Annotated in this window: 15 protein-coding genes and 1 pseudogene; 6 read left to right on the top strand and 10 right to left on the bottom strand. The window is 44.1% G+C overall.

What is annotated here, in order from left to right:
• Window positions 1-2 precede the first annotated feature (2 nt).
• Window positions 3-944 (bottom strand): S8 family serine peptidase, encoded by a 942-nt coding sequence (locus MKY16_RS04845; protein ID WP_209018268.1) that lies wholly within the window; start codon window positions 942-944, stop codon window positions 3-5.
• Between the two features lie 66 nt (window positions 945-1,010).
• Complete coding sequence (locus MKY16_RS04840; protein WP_080561132.1) at window positions 1,011-1,172, bottom strand: epilancin family lantibiotic; 162 nt, start codon at window positions 1,170-1,172, stop codon at window positions 1,011-1,013.
• Between the two features lie 326 nt (window positions 1,173-1,498).
• On the opposite strand from MKY16_RS04840, the gene MKY16_RS04835 reads away from it, so the two are divergent.
• Window positions 1,499-1,627, top strand: coding sequence for a hypothetical protein (locus MKY16_RS04835; protein ID WP_256026159.1), 129 nt, complete (start codon window positions 1,499-1,501; stop codon window positions 1,625-1,627).
• A 944-nt stretch (window positions 1,628-2,571) separates the two neighbouring features.
• On the opposite strand, the gene cysK is transcribed toward MKY16_RS04835, so the two are convergent.
• Entirely contained in the window at window positions 2,572-3,495 is a 924-nt protein-coding gene (gene cysK, locus MKY16_RS04830; RefSeq protein WP_029517608.1) for a cysteine synthase A, read from the bottom strand.
• Window positions 3,496-3,711: 216 nt separating this feature from the next.
• Here cysK and MKY16_RS04825 point away from each other — a divergent pair, with 216 nt between their 5' ends.
• Window positions 3,712-4,920, top strand: a complete 1,209-nt coding sequence (locus MKY16_RS04825; RefSeq protein WP_029517609.1) for an MFS transporter — start codon at window positions 3,712-3,714, stop codon at window positions 4,918-4,920.
• 111 nt (window positions 4,921-5,031) lie between these two features.
• Window positions 5,032-5,253, top strand: a pseudogene (locus tag MKY16_RS26095) (DUF1036 domain-containing protein); the annotation flags it as partial.
• 62 nt (window positions 5,254-5,315) lie between these two features.
• Here MKY16_RS26095 and MKY16_RS04820 read toward each other — a convergent pair.
• The 4 genes from MKY16_RS04820 to MKY16_RS04805 all read right to left on the bottom strand — a co-directional run bounded on the left by MKY16_RS04820 (window position 5,316) and on the right by MKY16_RS04805 (window position 8,600).
• Window positions 5,316-5,552, bottom strand: a complete 237-nt coding sequence (locus MKY16_RS04820; RefSeq protein WP_340954372.1) for a hypothetical protein — start codon at window positions 5,550-5,552, stop codon at window positions 5,316-5,318.
• A gap of 118 nt (window positions 5,553-5,670) precedes the next feature.
• Window positions 5,671-6,669 (bottom strand): glycosyltransferase, encoded by a 999-nt coding sequence (locus MKY16_RS04815; protein WP_340954370.1) that lies wholly within the window; start codon window positions 6,667-6,669, stop codon window positions 5,671-5,673.
• Between the two features lie 54 nt (window positions 6,670-6,723).
• Window positions 6,724-7,761 (bottom strand): aminoglycoside phosphotransferase family protein, encoded by a 1,038-nt coding sequence (locus MKY16_RS04810; RefSeq protein WP_340954367.1) that lies wholly within the window; start codon window positions 7,759-7,761, stop codon window positions 6,724-6,726.
• Window positions 7,762-7,907: 146 nt separating this feature from the next.
• Entirely contained in the window at window positions 7,908-8,600 is a 693-nt protein-coding gene (locus tag MKY16_RS04805) for a pectate lyase (RefSeq protein WP_029517613.1), read from the bottom strand.
• Between the two features lie 554 nt (window positions 8,601-9,154).
• Here MKY16_RS04805 and MKY16_RS04800 point away from each other — a divergent pair.
• On the top strand, window positions 9,155-9,727 hold the full coding sequence (locus tag MKY16_RS04800) for a shikimate kinase (RefSeq protein ID WP_029517614.1): 573 nt from the start codon (window positions 9,155-9,157) through the stop codon (window positions 9,725-9,727).
• A gap of 104 nt (window positions 9,728-9,831) precedes the next feature.
• Here MKY16_RS04800 and aroD read toward each other — a convergent pair whose 3' ends face one another.
• The 3 genes from aroD to MKY16_RS04785 all read right to left on the bottom strand — a co-directional run bounded on the left by aroD (window position 9,832) and on the right by MKY16_RS04785 (window position 12,996).
• Entirely contained in the window at window positions 9,832-10,596 is a 765-nt protein-coding gene (aroD, locus tag MKY16_RS04795; protein WP_069012909.1) for a type I 3-dehydroquinate dehydratase, read from the bottom strand.
• A gap of 102 nt (window positions 10,597-10,698) precedes the next feature.
• Complete coding sequence (locus MKY16_RS04790) at window positions 10,699-11,955, bottom strand: MFS transporter (RefSeq protein WP_165149983.1); 1,257 nt, start codon at window positions 11,953-11,955, stop codon at window positions 10,699-10,701.
• 129 nt (window positions 11,956-12,084) lie between these two features.
• Window positions 12,085-12,996 (bottom strand): LysR family transcriptional regulator, encoded by a 912-nt coding sequence (locus MKY16_RS04785; protein ID WP_069012907.1) that lies wholly within the window; start codon window positions 12,994-12,996, stop codon window positions 12,085-12,087.
• Window positions 12,997-13,212: 216 nt separating this feature from the next.
• On the opposite strand from MKY16_RS04785, the gene MKY16_RS04780 reads away from it, so the two are divergent.
• Both MKY16_RS04780 and MKY16_RS04775 read left to right on the top strand, forming a co-directional pair.
• Complete coding sequence (locus MKY16_RS04780; protein ID WP_029517617.1) at window positions 13,213-14,403, top strand: MFS transporter; 1,191 nt, start codon at window positions 13,213-13,215, stop codon at window positions 14,401-14,403.
• Between the two features lie 29 nt (window positions 14,404-14,432).
• The gene (locus tag MKY16_RS04775) at window positions 14,433-15,323 is read left to right on the top strand and encodes a shikimate dehydrogenase (protein ID WP_340954365.1); all 891 of its coding nucleotides are present in this window, start codon (window positions 14,433-14,435) and stop codon (window positions 15,321-15,323) included.
• Window positions 15,324-15,521: the final 198 nt, after the last annotated feature.

Below are 15,521 nucleotides of genomic sequence, written 5' to 3'. Positions count from 1 at the left end.
AATCAACCTCTCATCTGTCTTAAAGCACGAATTGAACCGGCAAGGCTTACTTCATAATAATTCCGCTGAACATCAATCAGTCTCGCGCCTTGACGGAGCAGACACTCCATTTCTGTGCGTCCGGCATTCATCCCCTGCGCGATAAGCTCTCCGCTAAGAGAGGCAACAACTCCGCTGAATAAGGCGCTGGCAATACTCGTACCGATACCCACTGTGTATGCTTTGTCAAATCCCAGCACTTCATATAAGTAATCCTCTGTGTCGAAGCTCGATTTGGCAACCATTACCCAATCATTGTTGTAATTGATTTCATACTCATCACCACTCGGCGCAAAAAATTGATCGTTGAGCGTATTGCTGAACCCGGAGATATCCCCGTTCTTATTAGTTGATCCAATTGGGTATACTCCCTTTAAATTCGCAGGTACTCTGTACTCCTGCGTAATATCGCGTCCATCGTTTCCTGCGGAACAGACTACCCATATGCCTTGCGCATTGGCGCAGTCAACCAAAGCCTGAAACCTATTGAACTCGAATAAGTCGACCTCATATTCTGTACGATAGCTGACGTTGATAATTGGATATCCTTTAGCAATACCCTCTTCCAGCGCTCTATACAACCATTCAAGCTTGCTTATTCCTTTTTTGTCCGTAATTTTGTAGACAACAACCCGAGCGAAAGGGCATATCCCCTTCAATATATATTTGCCGGTAACAGAGCTAACCATTTGTGTACCATGCCCGACGTAATCGCTTAGACAAGGCTCATAAGGTACAAATGACTTGCATTCTGCCTCAACTAGATTACCTTGGATCTCTGAGTGGGATTTATCGACGCCTGTATCAATAAACAGGATAGTAAGCGGCTGACCAACAGTTGCACCACAACTAAAATGATCGGTCAGCCGGGCTACATGCCAATTGTATATATTAGGTTTTATCATGCAATCTCCATAATGTAAGTAGGGGTAGCCTATTTCACTACCCCTGACTTACGAATCGCTTATGAATTATTTACAATTGGAACAAGAACCGGTACAGATACAGGTAAGAGTTTTACATACTGCTTTGGATACCTTAATGGTTGTTTTGATGATTGAAGCTTGTGGGCTAAGCTCACTGGCCTCATAGCTCTTTCTTAAATCAAGGTCAAACATTTGATCTACTTTCATTTTCCTCTTCCTCTCTGAATTAGATTATAATAAACATGATTTCAGTGGTACCCCTAAATCACGTTTATTGTGAGTGACCGTATGTCATATCTTGCTGTCGATGAATAAAGAATATATCTAATTCTCCCGTTTTTTATACTTTATTCCTGAAAGGTATTCCAAACCTCCTAAATTGCAGTCATTTTGCTGCCCATGCGGCATGGCATAAAAAAATACCGACACAGAGCGAAACGATTGACGCTTAGAGCATGGCGTATGCTTGCAAGAATCCGATATGTTCTTATACAGGTGTCTCGTATAAATCGGCTGAAGAAGAGATTCTTAGCATGAAGCGCTCGTCCTATGGCTACGATGTGCTGGCTCTTGTGGACGAACTGCGATTCAAACAGGACATGACTGTAAAGGAACTGACTGACGCACTACAGGCATCCCAACAAGTACCCAAAATCTGTTGAGCGATATCAAGCTCTTTTTGCTGCATCTCGATGACCATATTCGTACGATACTGGCCGAAACGACGGAACAAAACGGTGACGTTCTCTTGTCTATGGGTGGAGTCCAGCCGGAAAAAGGCAATGAAAAATTGTTCGTCTTGCGCGAAGTCTTTAGTGGAAACGTACTAGCCGCCAAAAATATGAAAAGTGAGGCAGCGAGCGATCGTTTGCTGTTCAGTCCATTTAACCTCTATAGGTGCGTTCGGAAGAGTTGTGGCCTGATGGGGTGCGAGTGGTCACAATCGATACGTGGACAACCGATCAACCCACTTGCGTAGCCGCTGCATATTTTTGATAAATAGCTTGAATTGGGTATAATCGCTGCACGAATATTAGATAAGCCAAAAAATGTCAGCGTACATTATACTATTTTCCACAACCATTTAAGCAGTCAACTAATAAGTTGACCCGTTTGAGGCAGCTCTTGCTGAAATGGATAATAGGCTCGGTGTTTCCTTCTCTGATTATTTGGGTTTTTCAAGAGGATCCTGAAGAGACAAATAAGATCGAAGAACGGAGCATGAACCGTGAGACTTTTAAAATTCTCACGAATATAAGCTATAATCGACAATTAATAAGCCACAACCTTATGGATTGTGGCTTATTAATTGTCAGGAGTGAAATTAACCTATGAATTATGAAAAGGATGTATTCAATGTCTATGTTCCTCCATTGAAAAAGAATCTACTATATCGCTCCCATCATCCTTTATTCTTTCAAAGATAATATTTCAAGGTCGAGCTATAATAGGCTAGTGAAGAAGTAGGCGCTCCAGGAGTCATCTTGTTATACTTGTGTATTCTTGATTGCCATATCGCCAATTCACTTTTGTTACTTCACTTAATGAGGCTGGATCATACTACATATAAATGAGTCGAATCACTTTGGTCCCAATCCACATCTTTTTATCCGAATATCCCCATGCTCAGATATCGCTCTCCGGTATCCGGGGCAATGCAAAGTACCCGTTTGCCTGCTCCCAAACGCCGAGCTTCCTGAATCGCCGTCCATATCGTAGCTCCGCTAGAGGGGCCCACCAGAATCCCTTCCTGGGCAGCAATCGCCCGTGTCGTAGCAATCGCATCCTCATCCGAAACCTGCACGATTTCGTCATACACTTCCGTATTCAGCACGGTGGGAACAAAGCCTGGACTGGTGCCAACCAGCTTATGTGGACCGGGTTTTCCCCCAGATAGTACTGGCGAGCCCTTCGGCTCAACTACAACAATCCGCAGATCTGGCAAATGCTGACGCAGCACTTCACCCGTTCCCGTAATGGTACCGCCCGTTCCCGAAGAAGCGACGAACACATCCAGTTTCCCTTCCGTCTGTTCCAAAATTTCAAGTGCTGTGGTCGTACGGTGGATATCGGGGTTTGCCTCATTTTCAAATTGATGCGGGATAAAGCTCCCTTCAATTTCAGCCCCCAGTTCAAGTGCCTTGCGAATTGCTCCTGGCATCCGTTCTTCTGCTGGTGTCAGTACGACCTCAGCCCCGTAGGCTTTTAAAATGTTGACCCGTTCCTTCGTCATATTCGAGGGCATCACCAAAATCGCACGGTAACCTCGGGCTGCCGCATTCATCGCAAGGCCAATTCCCGTGTTGCCACTCGTCGGTTCAATAATGGTGCCTCCCGGCTTTAGATGTCCTGCCTTTTCCGCTTCGGCAATCAGGTTGCCCGCCGCCCGGTCTTTAACACTGCCGCTTGGATTAAAATACTCCAGCTTCACATACACTTCCGCATCCTGCGGCCCTGTGAGCCGTTGGAGCCTTACACAAGGTGTATCTCCTATTAAATCTGTAATACTATATACCACTTTAGGTGCCATCGTTGTATCCTCCTTGGATCGTTCCTTACAACGTTATTTACGATCTTCATATCATACTACCAAAATAACACACTTGGCTCCTTCCTACCTGTCGCTTTTGTAAATTACATAAAACTTATCAACTTAGTATGTAAAATTCTTGCAAAATGGGTCGCCAGATATCGCCTGTAGTGATATACTCGCATTACTATTTTTTCAGGAGGATACAAGACACTTATGAGTACTCAAGAAAATATGACAGCAAACCGCTTCCCTCCCTCCTTGCTATGGTTGACCCTTGGTGCCTTCGCCATTGGCATGACCGAATTCGTCATTATGGGACTACTGCCCAATGTAGCCCATGATCTTCATGTTACAATTCCGCAAGCCGGGCAGTTAATTACCAGTTACGCACTTGGTGTGGCTATTGGTGCACCTGTGCTTACCGTATTAACCCATAAGGTACCACAGAAAAAGCTGCTATGTCTGCTAATGATCATATTCATTTTAGGCAATCTTTTTTCCGTCATTGCTCCCAATTACGAGTTTCTGATTGCGGCCCGTATGGCTACTGCATTATCGCACGGAACCTTTTTGGGAGCTGGTTCCCTGATCGCTGCCCGACTGGTTCGTCCTGACAAACGCGCGGGTGCTATTTCCATGGTGCTGACCGGTTTGACCGTGGCGAACATTATAGGCGTACCCTTTGGTACCTTTATCGGACAACAACTCGGCTGGCGTGCTTCCTTTGGAGCCATTGTGGTCATCGGCTTGATTTCTCTGTTTGGTATCATTCGTTATATTCCGGTGATTCATCAGGACAAGCCTTCCAGTCTCAAACAAGAAGTCCGAAGCCTGTTTAATCCAAAAGTGCTGCTGATGTTGCTCACAGGTGCAGTCGGTTGTGGCAGTCTGTTCACTGTCTTTACGTACATTACGCCTTTGCTTACGGATATTAGTGGCTTTGCCGAGCATAGCATTACCTGGATTCTCGTCCTGTTTGGCCTAGGGGTAACGATCGGCAACATCGTTGGCGGCAAGCTTGCGGATTGGAAACTGCTTCCATCCCTGATCGCAAACTATGCTGTACTGGCTATTATTTTGGCCATTCTGACGTTTACGCTTCAAAACAAGGTACTGGCGGTTATTACAGTCTTTATCTGGGGCATTGCTGCGTTCGGCATCATGCCGGGTATTCAGGTTCGCATCATGAATCTGGCCTATGAGGCTCCTTTGCTTGCCTCTACCTCCAGCCATTCCGCATTGAATCTGGGCAACGCAGGCGGCGCTTTTATCGGGGGAGTTGTTATTAATCAAATGGGGCTAGCCGCTATTCCATGGGTTGCATCGCTAATTACTGTCGGCGGTCTGCTACTCATGGTAGTTAGCTACATTGTGGATCGCAAGACAGCTCATACTGAAGCGATAGCAGAGATACAATCATAGAATCGTTTAGTAAATTGGACGTAAACGATTGGTTCATTTTTCATAGATTGAGAGATATTGTCCACTCTCTTCCTCCAAATTCCTCATAGTATAACATTGTAATACCAATTTATGAGGAAAGAAGTGTGTATGATGAGCCTTTTTTTTACAAACAACACGAGTAACACGATCTATGCTGCCTATGCTTATCCTAGTTCCGACTGTCATCCCACTAATTATTCTAAAATAGGCTGGTATCAGATAGAACCTGGTGATACGAGAGAAGTATGGAGCGGGTCTGTAGGAGGGACTATATTCTATTATTATGCTGAAGATCACTCGGGAAATACGTGGAGTGGTACGTACCGCACACGGCTTCCGAGAAATACTAGCCATAGTTTTCACTGGTGTTGGAACTACAGCAGCGGATCATCCAGACGATTGGGTCTGCGCAGACTCCCCATTGATGATTCTATAGTCAATTTCACTCTCGAGTTCATCACCAGTACAAGTAAAAGCAAACCGGCATCAAAGACAACTCGTACGGCGTTACCTTCCAAATCTGCAGAATCCAGCATTCGCAGAATTCCGAGAAGACCGGTTCGCTTTAAAAAAGGAACCCCGGTTCCAGTAAAGTCCAAACGATAAGTCAATGATGAACCGTAACCCGCAAGATGGACATTTTGAAAAAGGTGACCCCCCTGCGGGTTATTTTTGTTTTCATATGGACGCGCAGACGCGTGTTACAACCACAGTATTTTGCCTCGCTGCTCAGCTTAACCAATGATCAAAAAAGTCTCGGTATCCCCGCTTCATCACCTGACTTGAAAACTGTTCCATGGCGTATGCCTGATTTTCTGTAGAAACCCGACGGGGTGAGGCGGCAGCCATATTGACCAGCTCAAACCAGTTTTTCTCATTCCCTGAAAAAGAATGCGTAGAGCTGATATGTCCATAGCAAGGGTGCTCTGGCTTAACGACGATTTTACCCATAGCGAGCGCTTCGGTCAGCGGCATGGCGAACGTATCAAATTTGGAGCAGCTCCAATACACCTTCGCCGTGTTCATCAGCGCAAACACCTCATCTTGCGTCAACGCAAATTGAAGTTTAACATTGTCCGGGATCTCGTACTTCTTCATACTTTCCTTGTAGCGTTCACCGCCAAATACCATATAAACATCCTTGTCAGGATTATGCCTCGCATACTCCAGTACCAAATCCGGACGTCGGTTCTCCTCATCTCTACCAATCCACATCACCCGGTTCTCTACCACTTGCGAGGGATCAAAATGCTTTTCCACCAGCCGCTCATTAAATCCGATCGGGATGACTGTCACATCGGTTACGCCAAACTTCGAAGCCATCTCCTGCTTGAGAAAGGCAGTCTGTACGATAGCCTTGTCCACGATCTGATAAAAAGGCTTCATCATTTCATAGCCTGTCAGTGCCGGATCAGGAAAACTATGCGGAAAAAGCACGCTGTTTTTAAAAAACATGTTCAAATAGGTAAAGCCAGATACCGTATAAATAACGTGCTCAATCTGCTGCTCATGGAGTTGGTCCAGTACGACGTCATAATTGACCAGGTCGCCTTTTTCGTGTTCATAACCCGGAAGCCAGTCATGACTGCTCACATGGCGCTCCGGTGATACAAATACGATGTCCACCCCCAATTCCAACCCGATCTGCTTCAGACGCTCTGCAAAAATACGTGGACCCTGTGCTTCAGCAAATTGTATTTTTCTCATGACCAAACCAACTTTTTTCATGGATATATTCCCTACCTTCTTTGGCTAACTAAATACGGTCTATGTCTTAAGCTACTATCTACATCGCTGGGCTTGTCCCCAATCCATCATCGCAGCACACTGGTTCAAACAGGCTAACGTTTCGTCCAACTGGGACTCTAATTGCTCTTTTGACCATTTGTCGCCGTTTCTATGCAGGTGCGTTCCAATCCTTTGCAAATCACTTGTAATTAACAACAGCATCCAGAGCGAAAATACCACAGCAAACATGCCATATTCCAGCATAAAAGCCGTTCGATCCACTCTTATCCCCAACAGCTCCAGCTGCTCCACGTAGGTGTCCAGTATACGAATACGCAATTCGGACGTCATGCGTCGGGGAAACAACGGATGGGACATGTCGATCAGGTGATATACATCCCACAGCGGTGTGTTCAGATGAGCATGCTCCCAATCCAGTACCATAAGCCGTTCCCCGCTCAGCGCATAGTTCCCCGGATGAAGATCACCATGAGACAGTACAAGCTGCTGTGAAAAAGATACATGCTCCAGCTGTACATACATACGCTGCATCTGTTGCTTAGATAATCCTAGTGAGCTGCAAAGCTGTAACACATCCGGCTTGCGCGTGTACAGCTCGGACACCATCTCCTGAATGAGTGGCTTTGGTCCCCGCAGCGGCATCCCAGCAAAACGATCCGTCGGCAAAGCATGCCACCATGCTACAAGTCCAATAGCTCGCAATAAAGTTTCGTCTGCGTGTAGATGATGTAACGGACCAAGGTCCTCAAAAACCATCCATTCTCCTCCGCCATCCGCATCTGCATCAGACCAGGCTAGCAATCGGGGATAGATCGGGGATAACGCAGGAAGCACATGCTCATACACCCATCTCTCCCGCCCCTCCTGATCATCGTTGGTTAGCGGTTTAAATATATAACTTTCAGAGGATGACACGTAAAAACGTTCCACATGCCGGCCATTCGTACCTGTATATAAAACCTCACGATTCCGCACCAGCGTATCATTTAAGGTACCGTCAACATTCACATATTGATAAAGAGGATTCATAGCTACCCAACTTTTTTGTATAAAATGTAATAGCACGATCATATCACAGTCCTCGTTCCGAACGAAGCCCAGATCATCTAGGGGTAACTCATTGCACCCAAAAAGGGGCTTGTCCAAGCAGATCATACGACCTGTTGGGCAGCCCCTTATCACATCCGCACTCCTATCCTTACTCTATTCTATACCAATTAATATTGAGTATTGCCGGACTCGCTCGTATTACTGGATTTAAAACCTTTGAACAATTGTTTTACATTATGATAACGAGTATTCGTAATTTTAGCTTTGCTGTTAGGACCGTCCGATCTCAGGATCGAATCCTTCACGTTGGAAATATCCGAGTTATCCAAAGTCATATTCACTCTAAATGTAGAGCCCCCAAGTTGGCGAACCAGCTTACCGATATCATCGGCTCTAAAGTTTTTAATGTTAATCGTGCCTTCGGCATTAATTTGGAACACTTTATCATATGCGTGGAACGCTCCACCGCCCGTAATGTTTACCGTACCTGGTTCTTTAAGCGTCAACGCATCTTCACCGACATCCTCCCACGTTACGTTGGAGATTGTGCCGTTGCCATATACATGCACACCATCCGCAGCAGGGGCAGCGATGATCACATTTTTCAGTGTTGCATTATTTTCAAGCTTAAAGATAGGCTTCTGAGCCTCTTTCTGGCTTCCGTCTCCCAAGGTATCGGGATCAGCCACTACAGTCTTGCCTTTACCATCGTAAACTTCTCCTGCTTTAACAAGTATAGTCTTATGGACGACTTCTGGAGCTGCATGTGCAGAATAATTGCCGACAAATAAGGCGACCAACATTCCTGATAAAGCGATACTGATTCCCTTTTTCAATACGTTAGCTGTGTTTGTTTTCATGTCAATTCATCCCTCTCGTAGATATTTTTCATTGTTCCAACTCTTCGTTGACTAGAACGTGTAGACCGTATCACCACCTTCGCACAATGAACCCAATGACCGATACACGTCTATAAAGCATCATTCAACTATTTGCATATGTATACTTGGTTTTTGGTTCAAAGTAATTTCGTTTTATAAAAAATATAAAGAACAAATTGTAAATAGAGCGATTACATTTACAATTGGTATAATTCTATTATAATCCTATTTCCAGTAATTTCAATATATTTTCCGCCAAAATATGTCCTTTTTTTCAATTAAGTACACAAAATTGCCTCTTTTATACTTGTGCAAGTTTGTTTTTCTTCAATTTACGCATTAAACAATACTTAAATACCTTGTTTCGTTTGCCTGCTGTTTATCACTTAATTGGTATTCAGAGTCTCTTTTATCGTATACCTCATTGCTGATGTGCTCTATACTATTGAATGACACGGTTGATGAACGTATAATGTATTTAGTGCTTTGAAGCGTTACATCTCAACATTACTGGTGAGAAAAGAGTGGTTATCGTGCAAAACAATAGTGAGATTCCATTAAAAGAACAAAATATTGTGCTCATCGGCTTTATGGGTGTAGGCAAAACAACGATCGGTTCCCATCTAGCGCGCAAGCTGTATCGCGATTTCGTGGATATTGACCAGGAGATTGAACAAGAATACAACATGCCAACAACAGAGATTTTCAAGACTTATGGAGAGAAGCGTTTCCGTGAGATTGAAAAAGAGCATATTTTGAAGCTGTGCAGCAACACACGCCTTAAAATCATTTCCGTTGGCGGTGGTGCATTTTTACAGGAAGAGGTGAAGCAAGCTTGTTTGGCTTCATCGATTGTTTTCTTCTTGGATTTAAATTGGGATTCCTGGAAAGATCGGCTCAAGATGCTGATTGACACCCGTCCTAATCTACAAAACAAGACTTTAGGGGAAATTGAGGATTTATTCCGTTCCAGACAGGACATCTACGCGGTGAATCACTCCAAGATCGATACAGATCAGTTGGATGCGGAAGAAGTCGCAGATTATATTATTCAAACGCTGAATCTAGGTTGGGAGTTATATGAACCTACTCGGGGATTGAATTAAGAGTACACCAAAAAGGAAGGCTCCAGCATGCTTAACGCATGGGGGCCTTCCTTTTTGGCTCACTGCGGATATATTACTGACTGGGGAGTAATACCATCCATCTTTTAAGAATGGCTATGCAGCACCGTCAATATCTCTCTCAGTTCAGTCACAGGGATCTGCCCCGGTGCGGAAGCTTTCTTAGCGGCACCAAAGGTCAGAGCCGAACCAAACAATTCTCCGGTCAGACGGCTCACGACACCTTTCCCCGCCATCGACATCGTAATAATCGGCCGATCTGCATGCTCTTCTGCCATAGTACGCGTGGCATCCAGCAAAGTGAGCACATCGGCTGTATTGGTCGGCATCACTGCTATCTTAGGCAGATCGCCTCCCAATTCCTGCGCCTTGCATAATCGGGAAACAATCTCCTCCTTCGACGGCGTCTTATGAAAGTCATGATTAGATATAATCACATACACGTTATGCTTATGTGCTGCTTCTACCAGCGTCTTCACATCAGCCTCCTCATTAAAAAGCTCTACATCAATAAGTTCGACTTGCCCCGTTGCGGCTATTGTACGATTCAATTCCACATAACTCGCCGCACTGATTTCCTTTTCTCCGCCTTCCCGAGCGCTACGGAACGTAAATACGAGTGGAATATTGGCTAAAATAGACCGAATTTCATGTAAGGCAGCCTTTACCTTTTCCAGATCCTCCACATGTTCGAAAAAATCGACTCTCCACTCCACGATATCCAGGTCGAGCGTACGTAAATAAGTAGCTTCTTCCTTCAACTGCTCCAACGTTTCTCCCACCATGGGCACACAAATTTTTGGCGCTCCTTCACCAATCAGGACATCTTTCACCTTTACGATTTTAGCCATCTCTTTCTCACTCCCAAATTACAGTTTCAAGTCGAACATGTACAATAATTCATAGTATAACGCATTCTGAATAAGCATGCAGATGATATGATCCAGTCGTCGTTATTTGGGTTCAAGTGCAATTTTAGGCGACAATTTGCGACTTGCTGGAAAAACTAAACTGTACCGAAAATTAACAAACACCGCCAGTACGATCCCTAGCACATTCACAATAATAGCTAGCATAAAAACACTCGATATCTGAGAATGTTTCAACAGAAAGCCTGTAAACACAGGAATGATCGTGTATGAAAGCGAGGTTGCTGTATAAACAAACCCGGTAATCTGTCCTTTTCGTTGACTAAAGAATTCACTCATTACGGTTAATGTTAACTGAAGTACACCTGATATTGAAAACCCGATAACACTCGCACAAATAATGGAGGCAGCCCCTGACTTGAAAAGGAGAAGCGCTCCAAAAGCCAACAGGGAAATACATGGATAAATAAGAATAATGTGAACTGGTTTAACCCATTTTCTTAACACAATGACCAATACAAACACGGAAACCAGCGAACCCATATTGTAATAAACTAATAATCTGAGAGACTCTGATTCGGTCATACCGATAAACTGTTGTCCAAAAGTAGGCAACCATAACTGCACAATATAAAGCAAGGTAGGTCCCGTAAATCCGAGCAAGATAAGGCATAGCCCTTCCTGCCAAAACCGCGGCTTACTCCGGTCATTTGCCTCCAATTTTCCCGCTAGGCTTGATACAGAATTACCGCCACTTTGCCCCTTGGCGGGCTGCACGCGCATGTCTGGGAACTTCATTTTGAACAAGTACATTGCATTCAAAGCAAATATGAGGGCAGGTAAAAAGAAAGAGAACCCGTAGAAAATATCGTGATTCATAAAAAAGATAATCATTAGCGGTAAAAATGCCGCCCCAACGGATATAAAACCTCTCACCAATACTGTAGCCGAACCAGAGGATTGGGGGAAAGCTTCGATCAGCGCTGGATAAGTACCTGAATCAAGAAAAGAATTCGCTACGCCTGCCAGCACAGCCAGTACGATCGCCATCTCAAAGCTGGAACTCAGCGGTATACCGACCAAGAATACAGCCATCAGTAGCCCGGCTGCCACAATAAACGGTTTGCGACCATAACGGTCGGAGAGCACCCCGGATATGTACAGGGTAAACAACCTGCCAAATCCCATCGCAGAAACCAAGAGACTGATGCCCGCCTGATCTGTATGCAAATGCTCTGTTAAAAAGGACATGTGCGATGCCAGCATAATATTAAACATGCCGAACAAAAGATAGTTTACATAAAGTCCTGTCGCCACTGGAAAAGAAGTACGTTTCATCATGAATTCACCTGCTTTTGTAAGTAAGTCTTGTAGTATCAAAACGTGAATCATTTCACATTGCTTGCGTCGATGATGAAGTATAGAACACAATTTAAAATTTATCAAGTTTAAATATTGCGAGACTCCGGCTTAGACACGCTGATGCGTTTTCAGATAAAACTCCTTGCCATAACTTAGGGCAAAGTTCCGAAACTCTACTACTGCCGGGGATAAATATCTATTTTTAATGCTGGCTAGGTAGATAAAACGCTCGTATTCTGGATTAATAATAGGCAATGTTTTGACGTTAAAATAATCTAACGATGAAATGCGGGGCATAACTCCGATCCCGTAATTGATAGACACCAGTCCTGCCATTGCCGTATCTTCTTCAATCTCGCAAATAATCTGTGGCGTAACGCCCGCCTTGGCAAACAAATTCTCAATAATGGGCCGAACCCCACTCTTTTTGTTGAAGAAGATCACCGGGTAATCTGCTGTATCCTTGAGATCAATTTGGTCCAGAGAAGCCAGCGGATGATCAGGTGAAACAATGACCACCAGTTCCTGCTGAGCCAGCGGAATAAACTCCACATCCGGTTCATTTTCTACGTGAGAGCAGAACGCCACATCATAGTGTTCCTGCTTCAGGCCTTGAATAATATCGTTCGTATTCCCTTGGTGAAACGAAAAGGAAATGTCTTTACGGGCATCCAGAGCTGAAAAGGCTTGGATTATTGCTGGAATGAAGTGTGAACCTAGTGTGTAAATGAACGCCAAATCTATATTACCATGACTTGGACTCACTAATTCCCGTAAGTTATGCTCCCCCTTTTCCAATTCATCCATCGCGTGCTCCACATACTTCAGAAAAAATCGTCCGTATTTGTTTAACCGAATATTTCTCCCCTGCTTCTCAAACAGATGAACGCCCAAATCCTTTTCTAATTCTGAAATCGCATGACTTAAACTGGGTTGAGTGATACATAGCCGCATAGCTGCCTGAGTAAAATGCTCCATCTCCGCAAGTACACGAAAATATTGTAAGTGCTTCAGGTTCATAATTATGTAATTCCCTTCTTTAATTCATATTTTAAATTATAGAACCAAACTATGAAAAACGATAAAAATATGCATTGGATTTATAATAACACCCCTTATATAATTAAGACATAGACATTATGTGAATATTTTCACTTGTTTGTGGGCGTACTTTAATACACCTGGACGATGCCTACCTAGGCCATTGATCTAAAATTTATGTTGGGAGTTACACTTATGAAAAATCCTTATATCAGAATGGCAACAGGGCTTTATATCAACTATTTTCTTCTGGGTATGATTAATGTTATTCTCTCGTCGAATATGAGCTTTCTGACCGTGCAATTGAACACGGATAAAGCAGCCATCGGCTATCTGGTGTCAGCGATTGGAATCGGTAAACTGCTCGCTCTCGGAGTAGCCGGAAAAATGTCAGATAAATACGGAAGGAAACCACTCATTGTTATTGCATCATTTGCTTATTTAATCTTCCTAATCGGTATTCCGCTTGCACCTAACTACACCTTGGCATTCGTGTTTGCCATTATCGCAGGGCTCTGCAACTCGATGATGGATGCGGGGACTTATCCCGCACTCATTGAAGGGTTCGGAAAAAAAGCCGGGTCTGCAACCGTCCTAGTCAAAGCATCCATCTCGATCGGTGCCATTGTTATTCCTTTCATGATTGCATTTTTTATTAATCACGATATGTTCTATGGATATTCCTTCTTTATTCCAGCAGGAATTTATCTGCTGAACGGGATTTTCTTGTCAATGACCGCTTTCCCCAACCACAAAGCCGAGGAACAAAAGGCTCCAGCCGAGACTGGTCAATCAACGGATTCGTTCCACAGCGAGCCTAAGTTTTGGCAAGAAGGTTTGTCTCTGATTATTATCGGTTTTACTTCAACTGTATTGTTCATGATCGTGCAGCTATGGCTTCCTACCTTTGGACAAGAGGCTCTTGGCATGGACAAAGCCAGCGCTATTAAGCTGCTGAGCTACTATAGTATAGGTTCATTAGTTTCCGTTATTTTGTTGGCTATGGTACTTGGTAGATTCATTAAGCCCATTACCGTCATGATTGTGTATCCGCTTATTGCCCTACTTTCTTTGCTGGCTTTAATTGTATGGCACAATCCTGTCGCTACCTTGATCAGTTCATTCTTAATCGGCTTGTCTACCGCAGGCATATTCCAAATTGCCCTTACGGTAATGACGGAATTTTTCCGCAAGAACAAAGGAACCACGACTTCTCTCGTAAACATAGCAGCCAGCCTATCGTTCATCCTGATGCCTTTGGCTACCGGGAGCATGTCCAAAAGTCTGGGAATTACCTCCGTATTCATTCTGGATATTGCGATTGCTGTAGTCAGTATTTTGCTGGCCGTGTTTGTTGCTTATCGATATAAAAAAGTGTTTCATTAAACTACACACGTTACTTGGAGGCTTATATCATGAAAAATGCTGGACGTATTGACGGAAGAACACAATTAATCGGACTGCTAGCTACACCGATCGGACACTCTTTGTCCCCGGCTATGCATAATCTTGCGTTTGAAAAGCTGGGCCTAAATAACGCGTATATGGCCTTTGAAGTAGGCAATGAACAGCTTGAAGAGGTCGTACGAGGGATGCGCGCTCTGAACATACGCGGTTATAACGTGTCCATGCCTAACAAAACAGCTATACTCCAGTATCTTGACGAGCTAGACGACAGCGCTAAATTTACAGGTGCCGTCAACACTGTCGTGAATACGGATGGTAAGCTGAAAGGCTACAGTACAGATGGATCAGGTTATGTTCGTAACTTGCAGGAGAACGGCATTGATCTGAAAGGTAAGAAAATGACACTCATCGGCTCAGGCGGTGCTGCAACGCCGATTGCTATTGAAGCCGCTCGAGCTGGTCTCGCTGAAATTTCAATTTTCGCTCGTAATGACCAGTTCTTTGCCCGGGCGGAAGAAAATGTCCGTATGATTAATGAAGAGATGAAACATGCCCAAGTCAAGGCGAATATCTATGCATTAGAGAAACAGGAGAAGCTGCGTGAAGAGATTCTTACAAGTCATATTTTCGCTAATGGTACAGGTGTGGGTATGAAACCGCTGGAAGGCAAAAGTGTAATTGAGGATGTGTCCATGCTTCGTTCCGATCTGATTGTGACCGATGTAGTATACAGCCCAGCTAAATCCAAGCTGATGGAACAAGCTGAATCCGTAGGTGCAACCGCCATTAACGGTCTGGGCATGATGCTGTGGCAGGGCGCATTAGCCTTCGAACTGTGGACAGGCCAAGAGATGCCAGTCGCTTATATTAAAGAACAGCTTTTTGCTGACAAGCTATAAGATTTAGAGGCACTACATAACTTGAACTGGAAATGTACATGATGCGCCACTACGCAGGCGGATGATGCTTCCCATGTGACTTTTTTAGTTCAACTTATATAGCGCACGTATGATCCAATGAAATACTTCTATTCATACTCAGAAGGACTATGCCCGACGAATGATCATTCCTGTCGGGTATAGTCTCTTTTTATTATT

This window comes from Paenibacillus sp. FSL L8-0641, from assembly GCF_038006265.1.
GTDB classification, from domain to species: domain Bacteria; phylum Bacillota; class Bacilli; order Paenibacillales; family Paenibacillaceae; genus Paenibacillus; species Paenibacillus polymyxa_D.
This window is presented reverse-complemented; position numbering and strand designations above follow the sequence as displayed.

What these genes read in the sequence shown, in the direction of transcription:
- MKY16_RS04825 (WP_029517609.1), top strand. Translation starts at nt 3,712, where the DNA reads ATGAGTACTCAAGAAAATATGACAGCAAACCGCTTCCCTCCCTCCTTG.
- MKY16_RS04810 (WP_340954367.1), bottom strand. Translation starts at nt 7,761, where the DNA reads ATGATCGTGCTATTACATTTTATACAAAAAAGTTGGGTAGCTATGAAT.
- MKY16_RS04775 (WP_340954365.1), top strand. Translation starts at nt 14,433, where the DNA reads ATGAAAAATGCTGGACGTATTGACGGAAGAACACAATTAATCGGACTG.
- MKY16_RS04840 (WP_080561132.1), bottom strand. Translation starts at nt 1,172, where the DNA reads ATGAAAGTAGATCAAATGTTTGACCTTGATTTAAGAAAGAGCTATGAG.
- MKY16_RS04780 (WP_029517617.1), top strand. Translation starts at nt 13,213, where the DNA reads ATGAAAAATCCTTATATCAGAATGGCAACAGGGCTTTATATCAACTAT.
- MKY16_RS04805 (WP_029517613.1), bottom strand. Translation starts at nt 8,600, where the DNA reads ATGAAAACAAACACAGCTAACGTATTGAAAAAGGGAATCAGTATCGCT.
- MKY16_RS04790 (WP_165149983.1), bottom strand. Translation starts at nt 11,955, where the DNA reads ATGATGAAACGTACTTCTTTTCCAGTGGCGACAGGACTTTATGTAAAC.
- MKY16_RS04815 (WP_340954370.1), bottom strand. Translation starts at nt 6,669, where the DNA reads ATGAAAAAAGTTGGTTTGGTCATGAGAAAAATACAATTTGCTGAAGCA.
- aroD (WP_069012909.1), bottom strand. Translation starts at nt 10,596, where the DNA reads ATGGCTAAAATCGTAAAGGTGAAAGATGTCCTGATTGGTGAAGGAGCG.
- cysK (WP_029517608.1), bottom strand. Translation starts at nt 3,495, where the DNA reads ATGGCACCTAAAGTGGTATATAGTATTACAGATTTAATAGGAGATACA.
- MKY16_RS04785 (WP_069012907.1), bottom strand. Translation starts at nt 12,996, where the DNA reads ATGAACCTGAAGCACTTACAATATTTTCGTGTACTTGCGGAGATGGAG.
- MKY16_RS04835 (WP_256026159.1), top strand. Translation starts at nt 1,499, where the DNA reads ATGAAGCGCTCGTCCTATGGCTACGATGTGCTGGCTCTTGTGGACGAA.
- MKY16_RS04845 (WP_209018268.1), bottom strand. Translation starts at nt 944, where the DNA reads ATGATAAAACCTAATATATACAATTGGCATGTAGCCCGGCTGACCGAT.